Genomic DNA, 22,380 nt, shown 5'->3' on the forward strand with positions numbered 1-22,380 from the left:
CATGCCCAGGCTGACCGTCGGCCCTCAGCGGCGGGTCTCGATCCGCAGGCCGCCCGTGGTCACCCGGCGGATGTGGTCGCTCGCCAGCAGGTCGTGCGGCTGGCCGAGCTCGATCGCGCTCGCCGTGTCCAGGCGGGCCAGCTGGGCGGCCGTGAACTCGACCTCCAGGGCGCCCAGGTTCTCCTCCAGTTGGGCGGGGGTGCGCGCCCCGATCAGCGTGGTCGCCACGCCCGGGTTCCGCAAGGTCCAGGCCAGCGCGACCTGGGCCGGGGTGCGGCCCAGCTCGGCGGCGACCTCCCGGGCGGCCCCGGCCACGGCAAGATTGCGCTCGGTGAGCGTGCCCAGGGCGAGGTTGACGCCCCTGCGGGTGCTGGCGCCGGCGGCGGCACCCGTCGCGCTCAGGTCGTCCCGGCCGTACTTGCCGCTGAGTACCCCGCCGCCCAGCGGCGAGTACGGGACCACGCCCAGGCCCAGTTCCCGGGCCATCGGGATCAGGTCGCGCTCCGCAGTGCGTTCGAGCAGGCTGTACTCGACCTGCAGTGCGACCAGCGGCGACCAGCCGCGCAGGTCGGCGATCGCCTGCATCCGGGACACCTGCCAGGCTGGGGTGTTGGAGATCGCCACGTACAGCACCTTGCCCTGCCGGACCAGGTCGTCCAGGCCGCGCAGGACCTCCTCGACCGGCGTCCGGAAGTCCCAGACGTGCAGGTACAGCAGGTCGAGGTAGTCGGTGTCCAGCCGCCGAAGGCTCCCCTCCACCGAACCGAACAGGGCCTTACGATGACCGCCCCCGGAGTTGGGGTCGCCGGGGCGGCGCAGCGTCGAGTACTTGGTCGCCAGCACCAGACGTTCGCGCTCCTCGCGGGCGAACTCGCCCAGCAGTCGCTCGGAGCTGCCGTCGGTGTAGGTGTCGGCGGTGTCGAGGAGGTTGCCGCCGAGCCCGACGTAGTGGTCGAACAGCTTGCGTGCCTCGGCCCGTTCGGCGCCCCAGCCCCACTCGGTGCCGAAGGTCGCCGTACCCAGGGCCAGCGGTGAGACCCGCAGTCCCGAGCGGCCCAGCAGCCGGTAGGCGTCGAGGGTCAGTGCCATCAGGTCCTCCTGTGCTCGTGATCCGTTGCCGGGACCGAGTCTGTGGCGGCGGCGGTCCGGAGGTAAGGGACGGCACTTCCTGGGAAGGCCGGTCCCACCCTGGCGGTTGGACCGGTCATGACGACCCGAACCATGGACACCACCCAGGAGCTGGCCGCCTTCCTGCGGAGTAGGCGCGAACGCCTCGACCCCGACCGGATGGGCCTGCCGTCGCACCGGCGGGCCCGGCGGACGCCGGGGCTGCGCCGGGAGGAGGTCGCCGAACTGGCCGGGGTCAGCACCGACTACGTGGTCCGGCTGGAGCAGGGCCGCGGGCTGCGGCCCTCGGCAGAGGTGCTGGCGGCGCTGGCCCGGGCCCTGTGCCTGGACCCGAGCGAACGCGACTACCTCTTCGACCTGGCCGGACACCGCCGTCCCGGCACCACCGGTGGGCCGGCCGCCGGTGCGGCGCCGTCGCTGGCCCGCCTGGTGGATGACCTCTCGCCGCTGCCGGCCATGCTGCTGGACCACCGTTACGACATCCTCGCCTGGAACCCCGAAATGGCCCGGCTGCTACCGGACTTCGAGGCCGTGCTGCCGTCACGGCGCAACGCGATGTGGCTGTGCCTGCTGCACCCGGCGATGCGCGGCTTCTACGTCGACCGGGAGCAGGCGCTGCGGGACGGGATCGCCCACCTGCGCGCGGCATGGGCCGCGCATCCGCCGGACCGGGAGCTGTCCGGCCTCATCGCCGAATTCGCCACGCAGGACGAGGACTTCGCCCGCCTGTGGTCGGAGCGGGAGGTCGGCGTCAACGGACGCGGCCGGAAGTTGCTGCGGCATCCGGTCGCCGGTGCGATCACCGTCGACTTCGAAGTCCTGCTGCCGCTCCAGGATCCGGAACTGCGCCTGCTGGTCTACCGCGCCGCGGACGAGGAGAGCCGCGCGGCCCTGGACCGGCTGTGCGCGCGGTGACTGGGCCAAGCTGTGGGCCTGCCCCGGAGCAGTGGAGTGGCGCCCACGAGCAACTGAGGAACCGGGCCGCTGTCGGAACCTGGGAGAGGATCTCCACCGCCCTGCTCGCTCAGGCCGATGCCGAAGGCGATCTCGGCAGGGTCGTGGCGGTCGACTCCAGCGTCGTCCGCGCGCCAACGCCAACCGTTCTTCGGAGCCGGATCCGGCAACAGCGGCTCGATCCCGGCTCATTGGGCATCACGCGACGGCACACCTCAACCGATGATCCAGACGGTCCACTTGCGGCGGGTGGGTGTGGGACGCACCGGAAGTCGGGTGGGTCGACTTCCGGTGCGGGGCGGGGGTGGCTATCGGGTGCCGAAGGCGTCGTGGACGAGGCGGTCGGCCCAGTGGTGGAGGGCGGGGGTGAGGGGCGGGTGGGTGAGGCCGGCGGCGGTGGCGAGGTGGTCGGCGGAGGTGGTGTCGTAGCGGTCCTCGGAGAGGAAGCTGAGGGTCTCCGGGTCGGCGCCGGTGAGGGCGCGGGGGAGGCGGCGGACGAGGGGGACGGGGATCAGGCCGCGGGGTGGGCGCACGCCGAGGTGGGTGGCGAGGAGGGCGACCAGGTCGGGGAGGGCGGGGGTGGTCGGGTCGAGGACGGTGTGGGCGGCGCTGGGCGCGTGGTCGTGTGCCGGGACGGCGGCCAGGAAGCGGGTCAGGTGGTCGACGGTGACGACGGGGACGAAGGTGCGGCGGGTGCCCGGCAGCAGGGGGAGGCGGCCGCGGTGCAGTTGGTGGACCAGTTGGGCGAGGCCGAGGTACTGGCCGGCCTCGCCGGTGGCCGAGTGGCCGATGACGCTGCTCGGGTTGACGGTGGTGAGCGGGACGCCGAGCCGGGGTGCGGTGACGCGGACGGCGGCGTCGGCGAGTTGCTTGGAGGCCTCGTAGGCGCCGAGGCGGGCGTAGAGGGCGGCGGTGGCGCCCTGGTCGAGCGGGTGGCGGGGGTGGGGGTCGCGGCCGACGCGGTAGCCGGAGAGGTGGACCAGGCGGCGCAGCCGGGGTCGGGTCGCGGACCAGTGCAGTGCGTGGAGGGCGCCGTGGAGGTTGGCGGGTTCGGCCTGGGCGCGGGTGAGGCCGAACTGGTAGCGGGCGGCGAGGTTGTGGACGTCGCGGACCTCGGCGAGGCGGGCGTCGTCCTCGGGGGAGAGGCCGAGGCCGGGGCGGGTGAGGTCGGCGGTGACGGTGGTCAGCGGGGTCGGGTCGGTGTCGTGCTCGCGCAGCCAGGCGCGGAGGGCTGTGCCGCTCCCGGTGGTGCGGACGGCGGCGGCCACGGGCTCGCCGCGGCCGAGGAGTTCGAGGATCAGCCAGCGGCCGAGGAAGCCGCCGGCGCCGAGGACGAGGGTCTGCGGGGGCGGGGGCGGGGGAGCGGATGGCGTGAGTGTTCCTGCTTTCTGTGGACCGGTCGGCATATTTCTGTAGACCGATCTGCATAATTTCTGGTCATGGTGGGGCGGGGCGGGGAGTGGAAGTGGAAGGGGGAGGGGTTAGTGGGATGGCAGGCGCACAGTTGGTCTGTAGACCGGTCTGCATATTCTTGGCCGAGCGGTCGGCGCGGCAACCGGCCGGCCACGGCTACGGGTACGGCCCCGGCCACGGGGTGCCCGCGCGACGGCTACGAGCGGCCGGACGCCTTCGCGCCGAGGAGGTGGAGGACGGCGTGCCGGGCGTCGTCCAGGGGCTCGCGGCTGCGTCGGACCGAGGCCAGCAGCACCGCGCCCTCCAGCAGGGCCAGGGCCTGGCCGGCGGCCACCGCAGCCTCGGCCGGGCGGAAGCCGCCGGCGGTCAGCTGCTCGGCAAGGATGCGCTGCCAGCCCTCGTACACCTCGGCGCACACGGCGCGCAGTGCCTCGTTGGTGCCGGCGACCTCCAGGGCGACGGTGGCGATGGGGCAGCCCTTGGTGTAGTCGGAGCGGGCCAGGCGGTCCGCGAACACCTCGGTGAGGTGCCGGCTCAGCGCGGCGGCGTCGGCTCCGTCGGCGGCGAGTCCGGTCAGCAGGTCGGCGACCTCTTGGCCGGACTGCAGCAGTGCGGCCGCGACCAGTTGGTCCTTGCCGCCGGGGAAGTGGAAGTAGAGGGAGCCGCGCGGTGCGCCGGTGACGGCCAGGACCTGGTTGAGGCCCGTGCCGGAGTACCCGTGCTGCTCGATCAGTTCCCGGGTGCCGGCGATCAGCCGGGCCCGGGTCTCCTCGCCCTTTGCTCCCATGGATGGAGACTGTAGACCGGTCTGCATATTCCTGTCGACCACAATTCTGGCGGCCGCATGCCTGCCGACGGACCTGCCCCCACTCGTCTCAACGCGCCAGCCCGGGCGGAGGCCTCGCGACGGCTGCTCAGCGACGCCTGCTCAGGCCCGCAGCTCCGGCGGGAAGCCCGTCCAGCGCAGTTCCTCGGGCAGGTGGGACTGGTCGTTCAGGAGGAGGACGGCGGAGGGGCGGCCGGGAGCGAAGCGGAGCACGGTGAGCGCCGAGTTGGCCGCGTTGAGGCCGAGCCAGCGCCAGGCGGGGGCATCCAGGGTGTGGCGGACCAGCCAGCCGATCAGGAAGGCGTGGGTGACGACCAGTTCGTGCCGGTCCTCGGGGCCGTCGACCGGTCCGGTGAAGCGGTCGACGGCCCGGCGGGCCAGTTCCGGCCCGCGGGAGAGCTCCTCGGCGGAGGCTCCGGCCAGGAAGCGCAGCAGGAACTCTGCGCTGTCGGGCGGCAGTTCGTCGGCCGACGGCGCGTACGGGACGTAGTCGCCGGCCTCCTCACAGGCCGACACCGGCACCCCGCCGAGCTGTTCCCCGATCAGCCGGGCGGTCTGCGCGGCCCGGGGGAGCGGCCCGTGGTGGACGGCCGTGAGGGGGCGCTCCGCCAGGCGGCGGCCGAGCAGGACGGCCTGCCGGCGGCCGGTGGGGGTGAGTCCGCAGCTCTCCGACTCGCCCTCCGGCTCGCGCCCCGACTCCTTGTCGGTGGGGCTGTGGTGGGCGGCCTCGCCGTGGCGGGCGAGGTAGAGGTAGCGGGTGGCGCTGTCGGGCACGGGCGGGCTCCGGGGTTCGTTCGGTGCGACGGTCTGGCCCCGGAGTGACGCCCGTTCGGTCGGTGGTGGTTCCCGGTCAGCCGGTGTGGGCCCGGTTCAGCAGGGCGAGTTCCTCGGCCGTCAGCCGCAGGGCGCCGGCCGCGAGGTTGTCCTCCAGGTGCGCCACGTCGCCGGTGCCCGGGATGGCGAGGACGTGCGGGCCCCGGTGGAGCGTCCACGCGAGCCGGACCTGGGCCGTGCTGACGCCGCGCGCCTCGGCAACCGTCCGGACCTCGCCGGGTTCCGTCCCGCCGGCGCCGCCCTCCCGCCCGGCACCGGCGATGGCGTAGAACGGGACGAAGGCGATGCCCTGCTCGCCGCAGAGCCGCAGCACCTCGTCCTGGGCGGCCGAGGCGCCGATCCCGTACGGGTTCTGTACGCAGATGACCGGGGCGATGGCCTGGGCCTCGGTGAGCTGGTGCGGGTGGACGTTGGAGAGGCCGAGCTGTCGGATCAGTCCGGCCTGCCGCAACTCGGCGAGTGCGCCGAAGCGCTCGGCGATCGAGTCGGTGCCCAGGATGCGCAGGTTGACCAGGTCGAGGTGGTCGCGGCCGAGCTGTCGCAGGTTCTCCTCGACCTGGGCGCGCAGGGCCTCGGGGGTGCGGGCGTGGTCGATCCACTGGCCGTCGGTGCCACGGGCCGGGCCGACCTTGGTGGCGATCACCAGGTCGTCGGAGTACGGGGCGAGGGCGCTGTTGATCAGCTCGTTGGCGGAGCGCAGCGGGGAGAAGTAGAAGGCGGCGGTGTCGATGTGGTTGACGCCCAGTTCGACCGCGCGGCGCAGCACCCGCAGGGCTGGTCGCGGTCGCGCGGCACGGCTTCCGGTACGAGCGCCGGTCCGGTCTGCGGCAGGCGCATGGTGCCGAAGCCGATCCGGTGGACGGTGCGGTCGCCGAGCTGCCAGGTGCCGGAGGAGGCGGCGGACACGGAGGGGGCGGTCAGAGTGGTGTCGGAAGTCATGCTGGTCATGATCGCCATTGAACTAACCTGATCGCCACTGATTCGGGAATGTGTGAATCCACGGGGGCGGGCGTTGGCGGAACTGCTGTTCACGGCGGGTGACCTGGCCCGGATGCGGTTCGTGGTCGCACCGATGTGGGAGGTTGGGCCGAGCCTGCGCCTGCTGCGCTCGGGAGTGCCGCACGCCGTCCACGGCCCCTGGGTGGAGCAGGTCCGGCCCCGGCTGGCGGCGCTCGGCCCGGCGTACGGGCTGCTCGCCGAACTCGTGCCGCCCACCGGCTACGTGCCGGACTTCCTCAACCCGGCCCCGACCGGCCCCGCGCCGACCCTGGCCGGGGAACTCGCCGCGATCCGGGCCACCCCCGCCGCGCAGGTCCGGCGCGACCTGGACCGGCTGGCGGCGGACCAGGCGGACCAGGCGGACCAGGCGGACCGGGCGCACCGCCCGCACCGGACGGACCGGACGGACCGGACGGACCGGGCGCACCACGCGGACCAGGGCGGGCTCGGCCCGAGGCTGCGGGCCCTGCACGCCGACCCGGAGGCCGGGCTGGCCCGGCTCGCCGAGGCGGTCGAGGCCTACTGGGAGCTGGCCCTCGCGCCGTACTGGGCGCGGATCCGCGCCGTGCTCGACGCCGACGTGTTGTACCGGGCCCGGCAGGCCGCCGAGCACGGCGCCGAGCGGGTGCTGAACGACCTGCACGCCGAACTGCGCTGGACCGACGGCGCCCTACGGCTGAGCCACCGCTCCCGCCCGATGCCCCGCCGCACCGCCGGGCCGGGCCTGCTGCTGATCCCCTCCGCGTTCACCGGCCCCGGCCTGTTCACCCTGCTCGCCCCGCCGGCCCCGCCCCAACTCGCCTACCCGGCACGGGGGATCGGCCGTCTCTGGACCGCGGAGGCACCGGCCCCCGGCACGGCGGCCCTGGCCGCGGTGCTCGGCCGCTCCCGCGCCCTGCTGCTCGCCGAACTCGCCGCCCCCGCCTCGACCACCGATCTCGCCCACCGCACCGGCCTGTCCCCCTCGGCCGTCTCCCAGTACCTGACGGCGCTGCGGGACGCCCGCCTGGTCAGCGCCCACCGCGCCGGCCGCTGGGTGCTGTACGCCCGGACGGCCACCGCCGAGGCGCTGCTCGCCCCGGACGGCTGAGCGGCGCGGCCGCTCTCTCGGCCGCTGTTCCCCCGGCCGCCTGGCCAGGGCCACGAACCCGGTCCGCCGGTCATGTGCCCTCGGGCCGGGGGGAGTTCGGCGCGGAGCCGCAAATGGATAGGCTGCCCGGCATGGAGCAGGAACACCCCGTGGACGAGTCGCCGGGCCCGCTGACCGCCTTCGACGGCCGCATCGTCCTCGACCTGACCACCCGGATCGCCACCGTGGACGGCCGGGAGGTCCCGCTCACCCGCCAGGACACCCGGGTGCTGCGCACCCTGATCGAGCTCGGCGAGGGAATGCACGACCTGCTGGACATCCAACAGCACGGCTGGGACGGCCTGTTCGACCCCCGGGAGCTGCGCCACCCGATGGCCGTCCTGCGGGCCAAGCTCGGCGAGCCCCCGTGGATCGTCCGGGAAAGGGACAGGGAACGGGACCGGGACCGCTACGGCCTGCGGCCCCCCGGTCCGCCGCCGTCTGGGAAGCTGCGGGCATGACGTTTCCGCTCCTTCGCTGCGCCGTCCTGGACGACTTCCAGGGCGTCGCCACCAGCTCCGCCGACTGGACCCCGGTCGCCGACCGGGTCGAGGTGACCGCCTTCCGCGAGCACCACGCCTCGGAGGCGGAACTGGCCGCCGTGCTCGCCGGGTTCGACATCGTGGTCACCCTGCGCGAGCGGGTGCCGTTCCCCGCCACGCTGTTCGCCCGGCTGCCCCGCCTCAAGCTGCTGATCGCCTCCGGCATGCGCAACTCGGTGATCGACCTCCCGGCCGCCGCGGCGCACGGCGTCACCGTCTGCGGTACGGCCAGCTCCGGCACCCCGCCGGTCGAGCTGACCTGGGCGCTGCTGCTGGGTCTGGCCCGCGGCATCGTCCAGGAGAACACCGCGCTGCGCGAGGGCGGGCCCTGGCAGAGCACCGTCGGGGCCGATCTGCACGGCCGGACGCTCGGAGTGCTCGGCCTCGGCCGGATCGGCGGCGCCGTGGCCCGGGTCGGGCTGGCCTTCGGCATGGAGGTGCTCGCCTGGAGCCGGAGCCTGACCGACGAACGGGCGGCCGCGGCCGGTGTGCGCCGGGCCGCCTCGAAGGAGCAACTGCTCGGGGAGAGCGACTTCGTGTCGATCCACCTCGCGTCCGACGCGGGCACCCGGGGGCTGATCGGCGCCGCCGAGCTCGCCCTGATGAAGCCGGAGGCCTACCTGGTGAACACCTCCCGGGCGGCGATCGTCGACCAGGACGCGCTGCTCGCCGCCCTCACCGGCGGCCGGATCGCGGGGGCCGCCGTGGACGTCTTCGACGTCGAGCCGCTGCCCGCCGACCACCCGATGCGCCGCGCGCCCCGGCTGCTGGCCACCCCGCACCTGGGGTACGTCTCGCAGGAGAACTACCGGCGGTACTTCACCGAGGCGGTGGAGGACATCGCGGCGTTCCTGGCGGGTGAGCCGATCCGCCGTCTGGGCTGACGCCCGCGCCCCGGCCCGGCCGCCGGTCGCATACTGACGGCATGACGAGCGGAGACGGTGGCCGGGGTACGGGCCGACGCGGGGTGCTGCGGGCGGGTGCGGCGGCGGTGCTGCTGGGCGCGGTGGGGTGTACGAGCGGAGCGAAGTCCGCCGTGGCCCCAGCGAGTTCGCCGCCGACCCCGCACTCGACCGACCGGCCCACCCCAACTCCCACGACGGCCCCGACCACGACAGAGCCCCCTACCCAGCCCCCGACCCCGCTGCCCACCCCGCCGCTCTGGCAGCCCGGCCCCGGCGAGATCCAGCCCGACGTCAAGCGCCGCGCCGTCGAGCTGGTCGCCGCGCTCGGCGCCTGGCCGCCCGGCGGCCAGGGGGCCGGGGCGGCCCGGGCCCGGGTGGCCGCGCTGGGCCTGCCGCCGGGCCTGGCGGACGGGGCCGGGCGGCTCGCCCCGGCGGCGCCGGAGGCGGCCCTGGAGGTGATCGACGCCCAGTACGGCGGGATCCTCGCCGACTCGGCGAGCGTGCTGGTGGTCTGCCGCCAGTGGACCAGGCGGCCGGACGGCTCGGTGGCGGCGGGCGGCATCACGGTGGACGTCCGGCTGAGCCGGGCGGCGCCGCGCTGGACGGTCACCGCCGTGAACCCGGGGGACCCGGGCCCGGCCACCGCCTCACCCGCCCCCGCGGTGGCGAAGGTGCTGGCCGAGCCGAGGATCGAACTGCCGCCCGAGGCCGCCGCCGACCTGCTCAGCGGCACCGTCCACGACACCGTCCTGACGGCGATGCTGCGGCTGGCCGGCCCGTACGCGCTGTCGGTGAGCGTGGTGCGCACCGGCCACCCCCTGGACGTCTTCGGGACGACCCGGCCCAGCGACCATCCGCTGGGCCGGGCCTTCGACGTCTGGCGGATCGACGGCCGGGCGGTGGTGGACCCGGCCACGCCCCGGCAGCTGATCGAGTCCTTCATGCGGGACGCGGCGGCGGCCGGTTCGTACAACGTGGGCGGGCCGGTGGCGATCGCGGGCGTCGGCAACCAGTTCTTCACCGACGACACCCATCACGACCACGTCCACGTCGGGTTCAACAGCTGATCTCCGCACACTGGTTGACGCATCAGTTGACGCATTACTTGTGACGCACTGCTTGACGCATCAGTTGACGCTGACGGCGCTCCAGGCCGCAGCGACCGCGTTGTACTCGGTGCTGCCCGCGCCGTAGAGGTCGCGGGCGGCGTTGAGCGAGGCGGCGCGGGCGCCCTTGTAGTTGGTGGTGGAGGTCATGTAGACGGTCAGCGCGCGGTACCAGATCTTGGCGACCTTCTGGTTGCCGATGCCGGTGACCGTGGACTTGTTGCAGGTGGGGCTGTTGTAGGCGACCCCGTTGACGGTCTTGCTGCCGCTGCCCTCGCTGGCGAGGTAGAACCAGTGGTTGCCGACGCCGGAGGAGTTGTGGACGTCCAGCTTGCCGACCGAACTGCTCCAGCAGTCGGCCGACTTGCCGTCCAGCGAGGGCTTGTCGAAGCGGCGCAGCCACGGCGGGGTGGACTGGTCGCTGAACAGGTAGTCGCCGGTGTCGATCCTGTTGTTGGCGTACCACTCGACCATGGTGCCGAAGATGTCGCTGGTCGACTCGTTGAGGCCGCCGGACTCGCCGCTGTAGCGCAGGTTGGCGGTGGCGCTGGTGACGCCGTGGGTCATCTCGTGGCCCATGGTGTCGAGGTCGACCTGCTCGGGGTCGGTGGTGCCGTCGCCGTCGCCGGTCATCATGCAGAAGCAGCTGTCGGACCACTGGGCGTTGTCCCAGTTGGTGCCGACGTGCACGAAGACGGTGGCGCCCTTGCCGTCGTTCTTGATGCCGTTCCGGCCGTGCACGTTCTTGTAGTAGTCGTACGTCCAGGCCGTGTTGGCGTGGGCGTCGACGGCGGCGGTGGCACGGTTGGTGGAGAACTTCCTCCCGTCGCCCCAGACGTTGGTGGTGCTGGTGAACGGGGTGCCGGAGCTCGCCTTGATCGAGCTCGCGGACAGGTTGCCGGCGTCCTTGGTGACGTGGCCGCGGACCGGGTCGGTGAGGGTGTAGCCGCCGTTGGCCGGGGTGGTGTCGACGGTGACCTGGCCGGTGTACTCGGAGTTCCCGGTGCCGGCGGCCTGGTGCTCGGCGTCGTAGGACTCGATCTGCTCGCCGGTGGTGGCGTCGGTGACGACGACCTTGCCGGCCGGCTGGCCGTGCTCGCCGGTGCCCTCGACGACGGTGCGCCAGGCCAGTCGCGGGGTGCCGTCGGCGGCCCAGACGACCAGTTCGGGGCTGCTGGTGGCGTCCCGGACGCCGGGGGCGGCGGAGAGCGCGTCGGCGGCGCCGGCCTGGGCGGGGACCTTGGGGACGGTGGTCTTCACGGCGGCGTCGTGGGCGGCCGCCCGGGAGGAGTCCTTGAGCCTGCCGCGGGCGTCCTGGTGGACGACCAGGTCGCCGCCGACCACGGGAAGTCCCTGGTAGGTGCGGTCGAAGCGGATGTGCGAGGTGCCGTCGGGGTCGAGGACGACGTCCTTGAGGACGAGGTCCTGGCCCGCGCCGTAGCCGAACACCCCGGGGTTGTGGGTGACGTTGGCGCGGGCCTGGGCGATCGCGGCCTCGCGGCCGACCGGGGCGGCGGAGGCCGTGGTGGGGACGGCCACGGCGGCGAGGGCGGCGACGACGGCTATCGCTCCGGCCGTGCGGGCACGACGGGAGGAGGAGTTGGGGCTCACTCTGACTCCAGTGGGGGTGGGGTGCAGGAAAAGGGGCTGCAAAGAGCTGCGACCGAGATTGACGGCGATCAGTCAGATCGGGCTAGAGGAAAAGTCATAACTTTGCCAAGTTGTGTCCTGGTCCAGTCAAAAATGATCGGAACTTAACAAGCCGTCCACACTGCCGTCGTGACGGTCGACTACCGAGGCGGGGCCCGTCGGCGCTGCGACGCCCTATGCTTCCGCTCCATGGACGGATGGGTGGGGGCCTGGACCGGCGGGCGGGCGGCGGTGCACCTGGGCAACGTCGCGGACTTCAACGCCCAGTTCTTCGCCCCGGGCATGGACGCCGCCCAGCGGGCGCGGCGGCTGCGGCAGGCGCACCACTACGCCTGTCTGGCCGTCGGCTACAGCCCGGAACCGGCCGTGCTGGTGCTGCCCGCCGAGGTCGACCGGGCCTGGACCGACTGGCTGGGCCGCGAACTCGCCTGGGGGCCGGTCGAGGTGCACACCGGGGTGGCCGCCGACCGGACGCTCGCCGAGGCGCTCGCCGCCCGCCCCGCACTTGCCGCCAGGATCGCCGAGTCCGGCCGTCCGGTGGTCAGTTGGGGCCGCACCACCGCGCAGGGCGAGGGGCCCGAGCTGGCCGCCGTACGCCGCTACGAGTCCAAGGCCGCCGCGCACGGGCTGTTCACCGCCCTCGCCCCCGAGCACCCCGGGATCGTCGTCCCCGCCCAGGAGCGCGCGGAGAGCCGTCGTCGCGCGGCGCGCAGACTCACCGTCCGTGCCGTCCGGGGCCTGACCACCGTCCTCAAGAGCCCGTACGGCGTGGGCGGTTACGGCACCGTCGTGGTCGAGCCCGCCGAACTGTTCGCCGCCGGCGGCGGAGGCGCCCTGCTGCGCCGCCTGGTGCGCTCCGAACTCCTGCCACCGGACGGCGAGTTACTGCTGGAGGAGTACGTGGACCCGGGCCCGGCCGCCCGGCTGCGGGACGTCACCTACGACGCCGTGATCGGCCCGGACGGCACCGTGCACCCGGTCGGGGCCGGCGCCATGGAGGTGGCCGGCACCCGCTACCAGGGCGTCACCGTCGGCCCCGGCACCGTGCCGCGGGCCGCCGCCGACACGGCCCGCGGCTTCGCCCTGGCAGTGGGGGAGCGGCTGGCCGCCGAGGGCTACCGCGGCTGGTACGACGTCGACTTCGTCACCGACCGCCAGCGCCGCCTCGCCCCCACCGAGATCAACCTGCGGCTCACCGGCCCCGCCGTCGCCTTCGTGCTACGCGAGCGGTTGGACCAGGTACGCGGCCCGGGCCACCTGGTCCGCACCCTGGACGCGCTGCCGCTCGGCGCCCGGCTCGCCCCCGAGGCGCTGTACGAGCACCTCGACCGACTGCGCCCGCGCTGCGCCCGGCTCGGCGTCACCCTGCTGCCGCTGATCCCGACGGCCGCCCACGACCCGGAGCCCGCCGTCGGGCTTGCCCTGGCCGGGCCCGACGGCGAGGCGCTGGACGCCGCGCAGGCACTGGTCGCGGCGGCCAACCACGCCCTGGCCGGAATGTTCGAGGCCCTGCGCTGACGAACTGCGCCGACGAACTGAGCTGACGAACTGAGCTGACGAACTGAGCTGATGAACCGTCAGTTCACCTTCCGTGGAGCGGGTTTGCGCAGCAGGAAGATCACCACGATCACCGCGGCCAGCATCAGCGGGATGTTGAACACGTACACCATCGTGGTCTCGCGCGGCCAGTCGTCGGCCGCGGTCAGCCGGTACAGGTTGTCCTGCGGCCACCAGTTGGCGAGCAGCCAGAACACGGACAGGTAGGCGAGCACCGACAGCCCGGGCGAGCGGCCCAGCCGCAGTACCGAGGGGAGGCCGAGGACCAGGAAGGCCAGCCCGGCGCCGAAGGCGGCGCACTCGCAGAAGTAGAGCAGGCCGAACCAGAAGTGGTACGCGCCGGGCACCCCCGAGAGGTCCGTCGACCCGGGGAAGAAGGTGTCCGTGAGGGCCCGGGAGACGATGGTGGCGGTCACGGTGAGGAAGAGGGCCAGGCAGCCCGCCGCGTCCTTGGCGCCCGCCCCGCCCCCGGCCTTCCCGCCGCCCTTGCGGCTGCCGCCCGCCTTGGCCGAGCGGGGCGCGGTGTGTTCCGGCGGGGCCGGCAGCGGCAGCTCGGCGCGGTCCAGCTTCCCGGCCCGGGTGCGCGGCAGCTCCGGGACGACGACCACCGCGGCCGGCGCCGAGAAGCCCTTGAGCTCGGTCAGCAGGTACTGGGTGAGCGACCAGCCGTCCACCCCCTCCGGAACGCCCTGGGTGGGCACCGCGTAGCCGACCAGCACCGGCTTCCCCGGTGTGGGCCGTACCTCGACCACGGCGGCCTCCCGGACCGACGGATGGGCGCGCAGCGCGCCCTCGGCGCGGGCCGCCGCCTTGACCCGGGTGGTCACCGTGGTCGCCCGGTCCGTGCCGAGCGGGCCGACCACGGTGGTGGCCCGGCCGACGAACTCCAGTACGCCGTCCGCCCGCAGCCGCCCGAGGTCGCCGGTGAGCAGCACCTTCCCGTCCGGGTCGTAGTCGGCGCGCACGAAGCGCCGGGCGGTGTCCAGCGGCCGGTTGAGGTAGCCGCGGGTCAGGCCGGAGCCCGCGATCGCGATCTCACCGACCCGCCTGGGCGCCACCGGGGTGGCCTGGGGGCCCAGCACGTACACCCGGGTGCCGGGGAAGGGCCGGCCGACCAGCGAGACCCGCTCCGCGCCCTCGGCGGCGGCCGCGCCGCGGACCTCGAACCAGGTGCTGTCGACGGTGGCCTCGGCCAGGCCGTAGACGTTCAGCACCCTGGTGTCCCCGCCGAGCAGCCGTTGCAGGCCCAACTGCTCGTCCAGGTACCACTTCTCGGCGCCGACGGTGAGCAGCCGCACCCCGGGCAGCCCGGCGCCGGTCGCGGCCAGCAGGTCGGTGAGGCGGCGCGCCGTGCGGACGTTCAGTTCCATGACCGTGATCCGCTCCTGCGCCACCAGCGCGGGCAGCGCGGCGAGGTCGGCGGTGCGGTCCAGGGTGAGGTTGAAGGCGGTGACCACCAGGGTCGCGCCGGTGCCCAGGGCGCGCACCCAGTCGGCGGTGAAGACGTCGAACTCCAGGCTCGCCGTCTGCAGGATCCGGTCGGCGGGCGTCAGCCCGTACACCTCGCGCCAACCGGCGTACGCGGCCAGCAGGTTGCGGTGCTCGACCAGTGCGCCGGTGGGCAGGCCGGTGGAGCCGGAGGTGTAGAAGACGCAGGCGACGTCCTCGGGGGAGACCTCCGGCGGCACGAACTCCCGCTCAGGCAGGTCCAGTTCGTCCAGGCAGACGGGCTCCGCAGGGCCCGCGTCGGCCAGCCGGACCAGATGGCGGCGCTCCGTCAGCAGCAACGCGGGCGCGGCGTCGCCCAGGACGTGCCGCAGCAGGGCGTCGGGCGCGGTCGGCTCCAGCGGCACGAACGCGGCGCCGGTCTTCAACACCGCCAGCAGGGCGACGTACACCTCGGTGCCCCGGCCCAGTGCGACGGCCGCCCGGGCGCCCGGGCCGAGCCCGCGCCCCGCCAGGTGGGCGGCCAGCCGCACCGCCCGCTCGTCCAGTTCCCGGTACGTCAGCTCGTCGCCGCCGCACCGCACCGCCACCGCCTCCGGCGCCCGGCGGGCCTGCCGTTCGACCAGCTCGTGCAGCGTGGCGGCGGCCCGCTCCCCGTCCGTCGCCCTCGGATCCGCAGTCATCGTCGGACCTCCCCCTGTCCCCCTCGGAAGGATCCAATCCTCCTCCCAACTCACCCCGGGCGACAGGGTTCTGGTGATTCCTTCCCCGGCCGTCGCGGTCCACCCCTCGGATGCCGCGGGGCCGCCCCGGGCCGACGGTTGTACTGTGCACGCGGACGGTCGGCGCCGGGCCGGTCCGGTGCGGCGCCGACCACCCCCTTGACCGGCACCGTGATCGGAGAACCGCACCATGGCCCCGTCCTTCGACGGCCCGCTGCTGCGCACCCAGGACGTGGACGTCGTGCGCGACGGCCGGCACCTGCTGCGCGGCATCACCCTGGAGATCCAGCCCGGCGAGCACTGGGCACTGCTCGGTCCCAACGGGGCGGGCAAGTCCACCCTGCTCGCCCTGCTCGGCGCGGTCTCCCACCCCACCCGCGGCACGGTGGACGTGCTCGGCCGCCGGCTCGGCCGGGTCGACATCCGTGAGCTGCGTGCCCACCTCGGGCACGTCAACCCGCGCCACCCGCTGCGCTCGCCGCTGAGCGTGCGCGAGGTGGTGCTCACCGGCCACACCAACACCATCGAGCCGGAGTGGCACCGCAAGCCCGCCCCCGAGGCGGTGGAGCGGGCCGAGCAGCTGATCGAGACCCTCGGCATGGCCGCGATGGCGGACGCCCCGTGGACCACGCTCTCCCAGGGCGAGCGCGGCCGGGCTCTGATCGCCCGCGCGCTGATGCCCAGCCCCCGCCTGCTGCTGCTCGACGAGCCCGCCACCGGTCTCGACCTGACCGCCCGCGAGCTGCTGCTGGACAGCCTGGACCTGCTGCGCCACCAGCACCCCGAACTGGCCAGCGTGCTGGTCACCCACCACCTGGAGGAGCTGCCGGAGAGCACCACCCACGCGCTGCTGCTGCGCGAGGGCGAGTGCCTGGCGGCCGGTCCGGTGGACGAGGTGATGACCACGGAGCTGATCAGCGCGACCTTCGGCCACCCGATCCGGATCAGCCGCCAGGAGGGCCGCTGGACGGCCCGCGCCGCCGCCCGCCGCGCGCCCGGGAGGTAACGGTTCGGGCAGGGCGGGGGGCCGGGTGTCGACGGTAAAGACTTCTTACGTAAGGTATGCCTTAGCTAAATCAGGAGGCGCCGGCCCGGCCGGTGCTTTACCCGGCCTTGGCACCCCCATGCCCTTTTCCGTTGGAGCCCCCATGTCCGCCCGCCGCCGTTCCACCGCAGCCGCGCTGCTCAGCCTCGCCGTGGCCACCGCCGCCCTGGCGGGCTGCGCGTCGAAGAAGGACGACAAGGCGGGCGCCTCGGACGCGGTCAAGGTCAACGCCACCGACACCGCCTGCGAGGTGTCCAGGACCAGCTTCCCGGCTGGTCACGTGGTGATCGACATCAGCAACAAGGGCTCCAAGACCACCGAGGTCTACGTCTACGCCGCCGGCGACAAGATCGTCACCGAGCGGGAGAACATCGGCCCCGGCACCAAGGCCAGCATCAACGCCGAGATCAAGGCGGGCAGCTACGAGGTCGCCTGCAAGCCCGGCATGGTCGGCGACGGCATCCGCCAGAAGATCACCGTGACCGGCGACAGCGGCAGCGCCGCCCCCGCCGACCCGCGCCTGGCCGCCGCCGTCGACGCCTACCGCAAGTACGCCCAGGAGCAGGCCGACGCCACCGTCCCGGCGGTCGAGGCCTTCGCCGCCGCGATCAAGGGCGGCGACCTGGAGAAGGCCAAGTCGCTGTACGCCCCCTCGCGCACCGGCTGGGAGCGCACCGAGCCGGTCGCCGAGAGCTTCGGCGACGTCGACCCCAAGACCGACACCCGCGAGGACAAGCTGGAGCAGGGCCAGGCCTGGACCGGCTGGCACCGCCTGGAGAAGGCCCTCTGGGCCGACGCCAGGATCGGCGACGAGGAGAAGACCCTCGCCGACCAGCTGGTCACCGACCTCAAGGACTGGCAGAAGAAGATCCCCGAGGCGGAGATCACCGCGACCAGCATGGCCAACGGTGCCAAGGAACTGCTCGACGAGGTCGCCACCAACAAGATCACCGGTGAGGAGGACCGCTACAGCCACACCGACCTCGCGGACTTCCAGGCCAACGTCGAGGGCGCCCAGAAGGCCTACGAGCTGTTGAAGCCGGTCGCCGCCGAGAAGGACCCGGAGCTGTCGAAGACCCTCGACTCCGAGTTCACCGCCATCAACGCCCTGCTCGCCAAGTACAAGCAGGCCGACGGCACCTTCACCCCGTACGACAAGGTCACCGAGGCCGAGCGCAAGACCTTCTCCGACGCGGTCAACTCGCTGGGCGAGCCGCTGTCGAAGCTGGCCGCCGCCGTGGTCGTCAAGTAGGCGACCGGCACCGGGAGTCCGGCACCGCCGGCAGCTCCAGCGCTTCCGGACTCCCAGCATCTCCAGCACCTCCAGCAGTTCCAGTAGTTCAGCAAGAGTGAGAAGGGCCCGCCCGCCGATGGACGCCGAGAACGAGCAGCAGCAGGGTGCCCCGGCCGCTGCCGCCACCCCCACCCCGGGCGCGGTCAGCCGCCGCGCCGTCATCGGCTGGGCCGGCGCGGGCGTCGCGCTCGGCGCCGCGGCCGTCGGCTCGGTCGCGGCGGCGAGCCGCCAGGACGACGACCCCGTCCCGGCGGCCGGCGCGACGGTCGCGGCGGAGGTCCCGTTCTACGGCGACCACCAGGCCGGTATCGCCACCCCCGTCCAGGACCGGCTGCACTTTGCGGCCTTCGACGTCTCCGAGAAGGCGACGCGGGAATCCCTGGTCAAGCTGCTCAAGGAGTGGACCAAGGCGGCCGCCGCGATGACCGGCGGCCGCGAGGTCGGCACCGGCGCCGTCCCGGCCTCCGCGGAGGCCCCGCCGGACGACACCGGCGAGGCCCTCGGCCTGCCCGCCTCCCGGCTCACCCTCACCATCGGCTTCGGCCCCGGCCTGTTCGAGAAGGACGGCGTCGACCGCTTCGGCCTCAAGGCCCAGCGCCCCGAGGCCCTGATCGAGCTGCCCACCTTCAAGGGCGACAAGCTCGACCCGCTGCGCAGCGGCGGCGACCTCTGCGTCCAGGCCTGCGCCGACGACCCCCAGGTCGCGGTGCACGCGATCCGCAACCTGGCCCGGATCGGCATGGGCACCGTCAACATCCGCTGGTCCCAGCTCGGCTTCGGCAAGACCTCCTCGACCACCCCGGACCAGCAGACCCCGCGCAACCTGATGGGGTTCAAGGACGGCACCCACAACATCGCGGGCAGCGACGGCGCCAACCTCGCCGAGCACGTCTGGGCCGCCCCCGGCGACGGCCCCGAGTGGATGACCGGCGGCTCCTACCTGGTCGCCCGGCGGATCCGGATGCACATCGAGACCTGGGACCGCGCCCCGCTCAAGGACCAGGAGGACACCTTCGGCCGCACCAAGGGCGAGGGCGCCCCGTACGGCAAGGCCAAGGAGCACGACGCCCCCGACCTCAAGGCGATGCCCGCGACCTCGCACGTCGCCCTGGCGCACCCGGACGCCAACAACGGCCTGATGATCCTGCGCCGCGGCTTCTCCTTCACCGACGGCACCGACGGCCTCGGCCGCCTGGACGCCGGACTGTTCTTCCTCGCCTACCAGCGCGACACCCGCAAGGCCTTCGTCCCGCTCCAGCAGCGGCTCGCGGCCTCGGACAAGCTCAACGAGTACATCCAGCACGTCGGCTCCGCCCACTTCGCCTGCCCGGCGGGTGTCCGCAAGCCGGGGGAGTGGTGGGGCCAGGCCCTGTTCGGCTGATCCTTCCCACCCCCAACACCCCGAGGAGTCAGCCGTGTTCGGCAACTACCTGATCGGCCTGCGCGAAGGCCTCGAGGCCAGCCTGGTCGTCTGCATCCTGATCGCCTACCTGGTCAAGACCGACCGCCGGGACAAGCTGCCGCCGGTGTGGCTCGGCGTCACCGCGGCCGTGGTGCTCTCCATGGTCTTCGGCGCGGTCCTCCAGTTCGGCTCCTCGCAGCTGACCTTCGAGGCCCAGGAGGCGCTCGGCGGCTCGCTGTCGATCATCTCGGTCGGGCTGGTGACCTGGATGGTGTTCTGGATGCGGCGCACCGCCCGGCACCTCAAGACCGAGCTGCACGGCAAGTTGGACGCGGCGATCGCGATGGGCACCACGGCGCTGGTGGTCACCTCCTTCCTGGCGGTCGGCCGCGAGGGCCTGGAGACCGCGCTGTTCATCTGGTCCGCGGTGCAGGCCACCGACGACGGCTGGAACCCGCTGATCGGCGCCGCGCTCGGCCTGCTCACCTCGGTGGTGCTCGGCTGGCTGTTCTACCGCGGGGCGTTGAAGATCAACCTGGCCAAGTTCTTCACCTGGACCGGCGCGATGCTGGTCGTGGTCGCGGCCGGCGTGCTCGCCTACGGCGTCCACGACCTCCAGGAGGCCGGCTGGCTGCCCGGCCTGCACGCCACGGCCTTCGACATCTCCAGCACCATCCCCAAGGACAGCTGGTACGGCACCCTGCTCAAGGGCGTGTTCAACTTCCAGCCGGACCCGACCGTGCTCCAGCTGGTGGTCTGGCTGGCGTACCTGCTGCCGACGCTGGCCGTGTTCTTCAACCTGTTCGGGAACCGGGCGAAGCCCGTCGCCGCCAAGCCGGCCGCCTGACCCGGTCGTTCACCGCACACCCGCTACACAGCACAGCACCGCACCGGACCGCCCCGGCCCCCCCCGGGGGGGGGGGGTTTTTGTCCCTCCCGCTGTTCCCGCTCTCGCCTCTGTTCCCCCCCCCCCCCCCCCCCCCCCCCCCCCCCCCCCCCCCCCCCCCCCCCACACACCCCCCCCCCCCCCCCCCCCCCCCCCCCCCCCCCGGCCGGGGCGGTGTCGTCAGCCGGAGGGGCCCATGGGGACCAAAGTCCCGGCCCGTCACTCCACCGCGACGCCGAAGGCCGTCGCCAGCCCCGTCAGACCGTTCGTCACCGCCCGTGCCGAGGGTTCGAACTGCCAGCCCGCGGACGTCCGTCGGAAGCTCCCGAGCAGCATCGCCGAGTCCGGCATGCCGCCGTTCGCCCCCGGCCACCGCGCCGGACCGGCCGCCCCCGGCCCGTACTCCGCCGCGACGGCCAGCCCGTACACGTGACCGAGCGGCAGCGTCGGGTGCTCCTCCTCCTCGGTGGACACCGCCAGCACCACCTCGTCCACGGCGGCCGGCAGCCGGTGCAGGTCCAGGCTCAGCCGGGCCGCCCGGGCCGGCTCGCCCGGCACCGAGTGGGTGGGGTGCAGCCGGACGGCGCCGTCCGGGTCCTGCGGGTTGTTGAAGAACACGAAATGCTCGTCGCTCAGCACCCGGCCGCGGGCGCACAGGAACGCCGTGACGTCCAGCTCCACCGGCTCCCCGCCGGCCGTCCGGCTCTGCCAGCTCACCGTGACCTTGCTGTGCGGGGCGTCCGGCTCCTGCCGTCCCGCCGCCGGGCCGCCCGCGTCGTCGGTCCCGCTGCGGGCGCTGCCGCCCGCGCCGCCGCTGCCGTCCGTACCGTCGGCGCCGCCCCCGGCGCCAGCGCCGCCCGTACCGGCCCCGGTGCCGCCGCCGAGCCGGCCGCGCAGCCCCTGGTCGGCCAGCAGCTCCACCAGCTCCGGCCCGCTGACCAGGGTCAGCGGCTTGCCCTCGATGTAGCTGTACGAGCCCTTGCCGAAGCCCGCCGTGGTCACCAGGATGCCCTTGATCGCGCCGTGGTGGCGCACGGTGGACTCCAGGTCGCGCACGGCCGTCGGCGGGACGGTCTTCCGGTACCGCTTCGCCTGGATCACGATCTTGCCGCCGGTCACCGGGTCCAGGTCCTCGGCGACCACGTCCACCCCGACGTCACCGCTGCGGGCCGTCGTCATCACCCGGAAACCGCGCAGCCGGAACAACTCGGCGATCAGGTCCTCGAAGTCCAGCGGATCCATCTCGAAGAGGTCCGGCTCCTCGTCGCCGAAGTGCCCGGCCAGGCTGCCGCCCACCGACTCCGGCAGCCGGTCCGGCTTCACCTCGTCCAGCCGCTCCGGCCGCGCCGACAGCTTGCCGCCCAGCCCCTGGAAGCACTCCACCGGGGCCACCCGGTCCAGTGCCAGCCCCGAGAACTCGGCCCGGGTCGCGGTCAGCGTGGAGAGGAAGCGCTCGGCCTCCCGGCCCGTCGCCGGATCGATCCCCAGCACGAAGCCGTTCACCACCACCGAGTCCAGCATCCCGTCCCGGTCCGCCCGGAACAGCTCGGCCGCCACCCGCAGCGCCGACTGCGCCAGCACCTCCCGGTACAGCGCCTTGCGCTCGGTCGCCGGCCGGGCCACCTCGGCCTCGCGGTCGTCCGCCTTCACGTACCGCACCCGCGCGGCGGCCGGCACCACGTCCGGGCCGGGCAGCTCCCAGTTCACCACCAGCTGACGGCTCGACACCTCCCAGGCCGCCACCAGCCGGTGCGGGAAGCCCTCCGGCCAGGCCGCCGAGGCGTACAGCCCCGCCGTGAAGTACTCCTGCACGGCCTCCGGCTCGCCCGCCCGCAGCCGCCGCAGCAACTCCTCCGTCCCGGTGCTGCGCTCCTCCTCCTGCCGGCGAAAGCCCTCCGCCCACCTCAGGTACTCCTGGTGGTACGCGGCCAGCCGGGACTGCCGGTCCGCCTCCCGGGCCTGCGCGGCGTACCAGTCCTGCTCGAACCGGGCCCGGGCCTGCGCCAGGTACTGCTCGTACTGGCGGCGCACCCCGGGGTTGCGGGCCTGCGCCGCGTCCGGCGGCGGCACGTGGTAGGCGGCGGACGTCTGGTCCGGCATCGGCACCGGCACGCCCAGCGGCCCCGGATCGAACGGCGGCACCGGGCGCGGCGCCAGCAGGGCCTGCGGCCCGAACGCCGGCGCGGCCAGGCCGGCCGTCAACAGCCCGCGCAACTCCTCCACCCGGGCGTCCAGTTCCGCCGTCCGCCGGGCCGCCTCCGCCTCCCGCGACTGCTGGTACGCGCGCTGCGCCTCCCGCTCGTCCCGGGCGGCCGCCCGCTGCGCCTCGCGCTGGGCCCGCTCGTGCCGGCGCAACTCCGCCGCCTCTGCACGCCACCGGGCCTCCTCCCGGCGCTGCTGCTGCCGCTGCGCCTCCGCCCAGACCGCCAGCACCCCGCTGTTCCGCCGCCCCGCCACCAGCCACCCCTTCGCGCTCACACCGACCCGGCCGCCCCGCGCCACCTCCGGGCACCACCGCCGACCGCGCCCGCCAGAATAGAAC

General features: G+C 74.0%; 17 protein-coding genes and 1 pseudogene. 10 read left to right on the forward strand and 8 right to left on the reverse strand.

The window, feature by feature from the left end; translation table 11 throughout:
• Positions 1–24 precede the first annotated feature (24 nt).
• Entirely contained in the window at positions 25–1,089 is a 1,065-nt protein-coding gene (locus tag ACZ4W5_RS14285; protein ID WP_465654580.1) for an aldo/keto reductase, read from the reverse strand.
• 117 nt (positions 1,090–1,206) lie between these two features.
• Between ACZ4W5_RS14285 and ACZ4W5_RS14290 the strand changes: the two genes are divergently transcribed.
• Positions 1,207–2,043, forward strand: coding sequence for a helix-turn-helix domain-containing protein (locus tag ACZ4W5_RS14290; protein ID WP_465654582.1), 837 nt, complete (start codon positions 1,207–1,209; stop codon positions 2,041–2,043).
• A 347-nt stretch (positions 2,044–2,390) separates the two neighbouring features.
• Here the strand turns inward: ACZ4W5_RS14290 and ACZ4W5_RS14295 are convergent, their stop codons facing one another.
• The 4 genes and pseudogenes from ACZ4W5_RS14295 to ACZ4W5_RS14310 form a co-directional block, all read right to left on the reverse strand.
• Complete coding sequence (locus tag ACZ4W5_RS14295; RefSeq protein ID WP_465654584.1) at positions 2,391–3,488, reverse strand: SDR family oxidoreductase; 1,098 nt, start codon at positions 3,486–3,488, stop codon at positions 2,391–2,393.
• A 203-nt stretch (positions 3,489–3,691) separates the two neighbouring features.
• Entirely contained in the window at positions 3,692–4,282 is a 591-nt protein-coding gene (locus ACZ4W5_RS14300) for a TetR/AcrR family transcriptional regulator (RefSeq protein WP_387717060.1), read from the reverse strand.
• Positions 4,283–4,423: 141 nt separating this feature from the next.
• A complete protein-coding gene (locus tag ACZ4W5_RS14305) occupies positions 4,424–5,095 on the reverse strand; it encodes a histidine phosphatase family protein (RefSeq protein ID WP_465654586.1) in 672 nt (223 codons plus the stop codon).
• Positions 5,096–5,171: 76 nt separating this feature from the next.
• A pseudogene (locus tag ACZ4W5_RS14310) lies at positions 5,172–6,103 on the reverse strand (aldo/keto reductase).
• A gap of 73 nt (positions 6,104–6,176) precedes the next feature.
• Here ACZ4W5_RS14310 and ACZ4W5_RS14315 point away from each other — a divergent pair.
• The 4 genes from ACZ4W5_RS14315 (at position 6,177) to ACZ4W5_RS14330 (ending at position 9,797) form a co-directional block, all read left to right on the forward strand.
• Positions 6,177–7,244 (forward strand): DUF5937 family protein, encoded by a 1,068-nt coding sequence (locus ACZ4W5_RS14315; RefSeq protein ID WP_465654665.1) that lies wholly within the window; start codon positions 6,177–6,179, stop codon positions 7,242–7,244.
• A 131-nt stretch (positions 7,245–7,375) separates the two neighbouring features.
• Complete coding sequence (locus tag ACZ4W5_RS14320) at positions 7,376–7,744, forward strand: hypothetical protein (RefSeq protein WP_465654588.1); 369 nt, start codon at positions 7,376–7,378, stop codon at positions 7,742–7,744.
• Positions 7,741–8,709 (forward strand): D-2-hydroxyacid dehydrogenase family protein, encoded by a 969-nt coding sequence (locus ACZ4W5_RS14325; RefSeq protein ID WP_465654590.1) that lies wholly within the window; start codon positions 7,741–7,743, stop codon positions 8,707–8,709. Before ACZ4W5_RS14320 ends, ACZ4W5_RS14325 begins: the two co-directional genes overlap by 4 nt.
• 41 nt (positions 8,710–8,750) lie before the next feature.
• Positions 8,751–9,797: a hypothetical protein gene (locus tag ACZ4W5_RS14330; protein ID WP_465654592.1), complete on the forward strand. Its 1,047-nt coding sequence runs from the start codon at positions 8,751–8,753 to the stop codon at positions 9,795–9,797.
• Positions 9,798–9,857: 60 nt separating this feature from the next.
• On the opposite strand, the gene ACZ4W5_RS14335 is transcribed toward ACZ4W5_RS14330, so the two are convergent.
• On the reverse strand, positions 9,858–11,447 hold the full coding sequence (locus tag ACZ4W5_RS14335) for a M4 family metallopeptidase (protein ID WP_360230682.1): 1,590 nt from the start codon (positions 11,445–11,447) through the stop codon (positions 9,858–9,860).
• 228 nt (positions 11,448–11,675) lie between these two features.
• Between ACZ4W5_RS14335 and ACZ4W5_RS14340 the strand changes: the two genes are divergently transcribed.
• Positions 11,676–13,004, forward strand: coding sequence for a hypothetical protein (locus ACZ4W5_RS14340; RefSeq protein ID WP_465654594.1), 1,329 nt, complete (start codon positions 11,676–11,678; stop codon positions 13,002–13,004).
• A 59-nt stretch (positions 13,005–13,063) separates the two neighbouring features.
• Here the strand turns inward: ACZ4W5_RS14340 and ACZ4W5_RS14345 are convergent, their stop codons facing one another.
• The gene (locus ACZ4W5_RS14345; RefSeq protein ID WP_465654596.1) at positions 13,064–15,172 is read right to left on the reverse strand and encodes an amino acid adenylation domain-containing protein; all 2,109 of its coding nucleotides are present in this window, start codon (positions 15,170–15,172) and stop codon (positions 13,064–13,066) included.
• Positions 15,173–15,401: 229 nt separating this feature from the next.
• Here ACZ4W5_RS14345 and ACZ4W5_RS14350 point away from each other — a divergent pair, with 229 nt between their 5' ends.
• The 4 genes from ACZ4W5_RS14350 (at position 15,402) to efeU (ending at position 19,799) form a co-directional block, all read left to right on the forward strand.
• Positions 15,402–16,217, forward strand: a complete 816-nt coding sequence (locus tag ACZ4W5_RS14350) for an ABC transporter ATP-binding protein (RefSeq protein WP_465654598.1) — start codon at positions 15,402–15,404, stop codon at positions 16,215–16,217.
• Between the two features lie 142 nt (positions 16,218–16,359).
• The gene (gene efeO, locus ACZ4W5_RS14355) at positions 16,360–17,508 is read left to right on the forward strand and encodes an iron uptake system protein EfeO (RefSeq protein ID WP_402476852.1); all 1,149 of its coding nucleotides are present in this window, start codon (positions 16,360–16,362) and stop codon (positions 17,506–17,508) included.
• Positions 17,509–17,626: 118 nt separating this feature from the next.
• On the forward strand, positions 17,627–18,931 hold the full coding sequence (gene efeB, locus ACZ4W5_RS14360; RefSeq protein ID WP_465654600.1) for an iron uptake transporter deferrochelatase/peroxidase subunit: 1,305 nt from the start codon (positions 17,627–17,629) through the stop codon (positions 18,929–18,931).
• 34 nt (positions 18,932–18,965) lie between these two features.
• Entirely contained in the window at positions 18,966–19,799 is an 834-nt protein-coding gene (gene efeU, locus ACZ4W5_RS14365) for an iron uptake transporter permease EfeU (protein WP_360230694.1), read from the forward strand.
• Positions 19,800–20,057: 258 nt separating this feature from the next.
• On the opposite strand, the gene ACZ4W5_RS14370 is transcribed toward efeU, so the two are convergent.
• Positions 20,058–22,295, reverse strand: coding sequence for a restriction endonuclease (locus ACZ4W5_RS14370; RefSeq protein WP_465654601.1), 2,238 nt, complete (start codon positions 22,293–22,295; stop codon positions 20,058–20,060).
• Positions 22,296–22,380: the final 85 nt, after the last annotated feature.

It is taken from the genome of Kitasatospora sp. NPDC029367 (genome assembly GCF_055569135.1).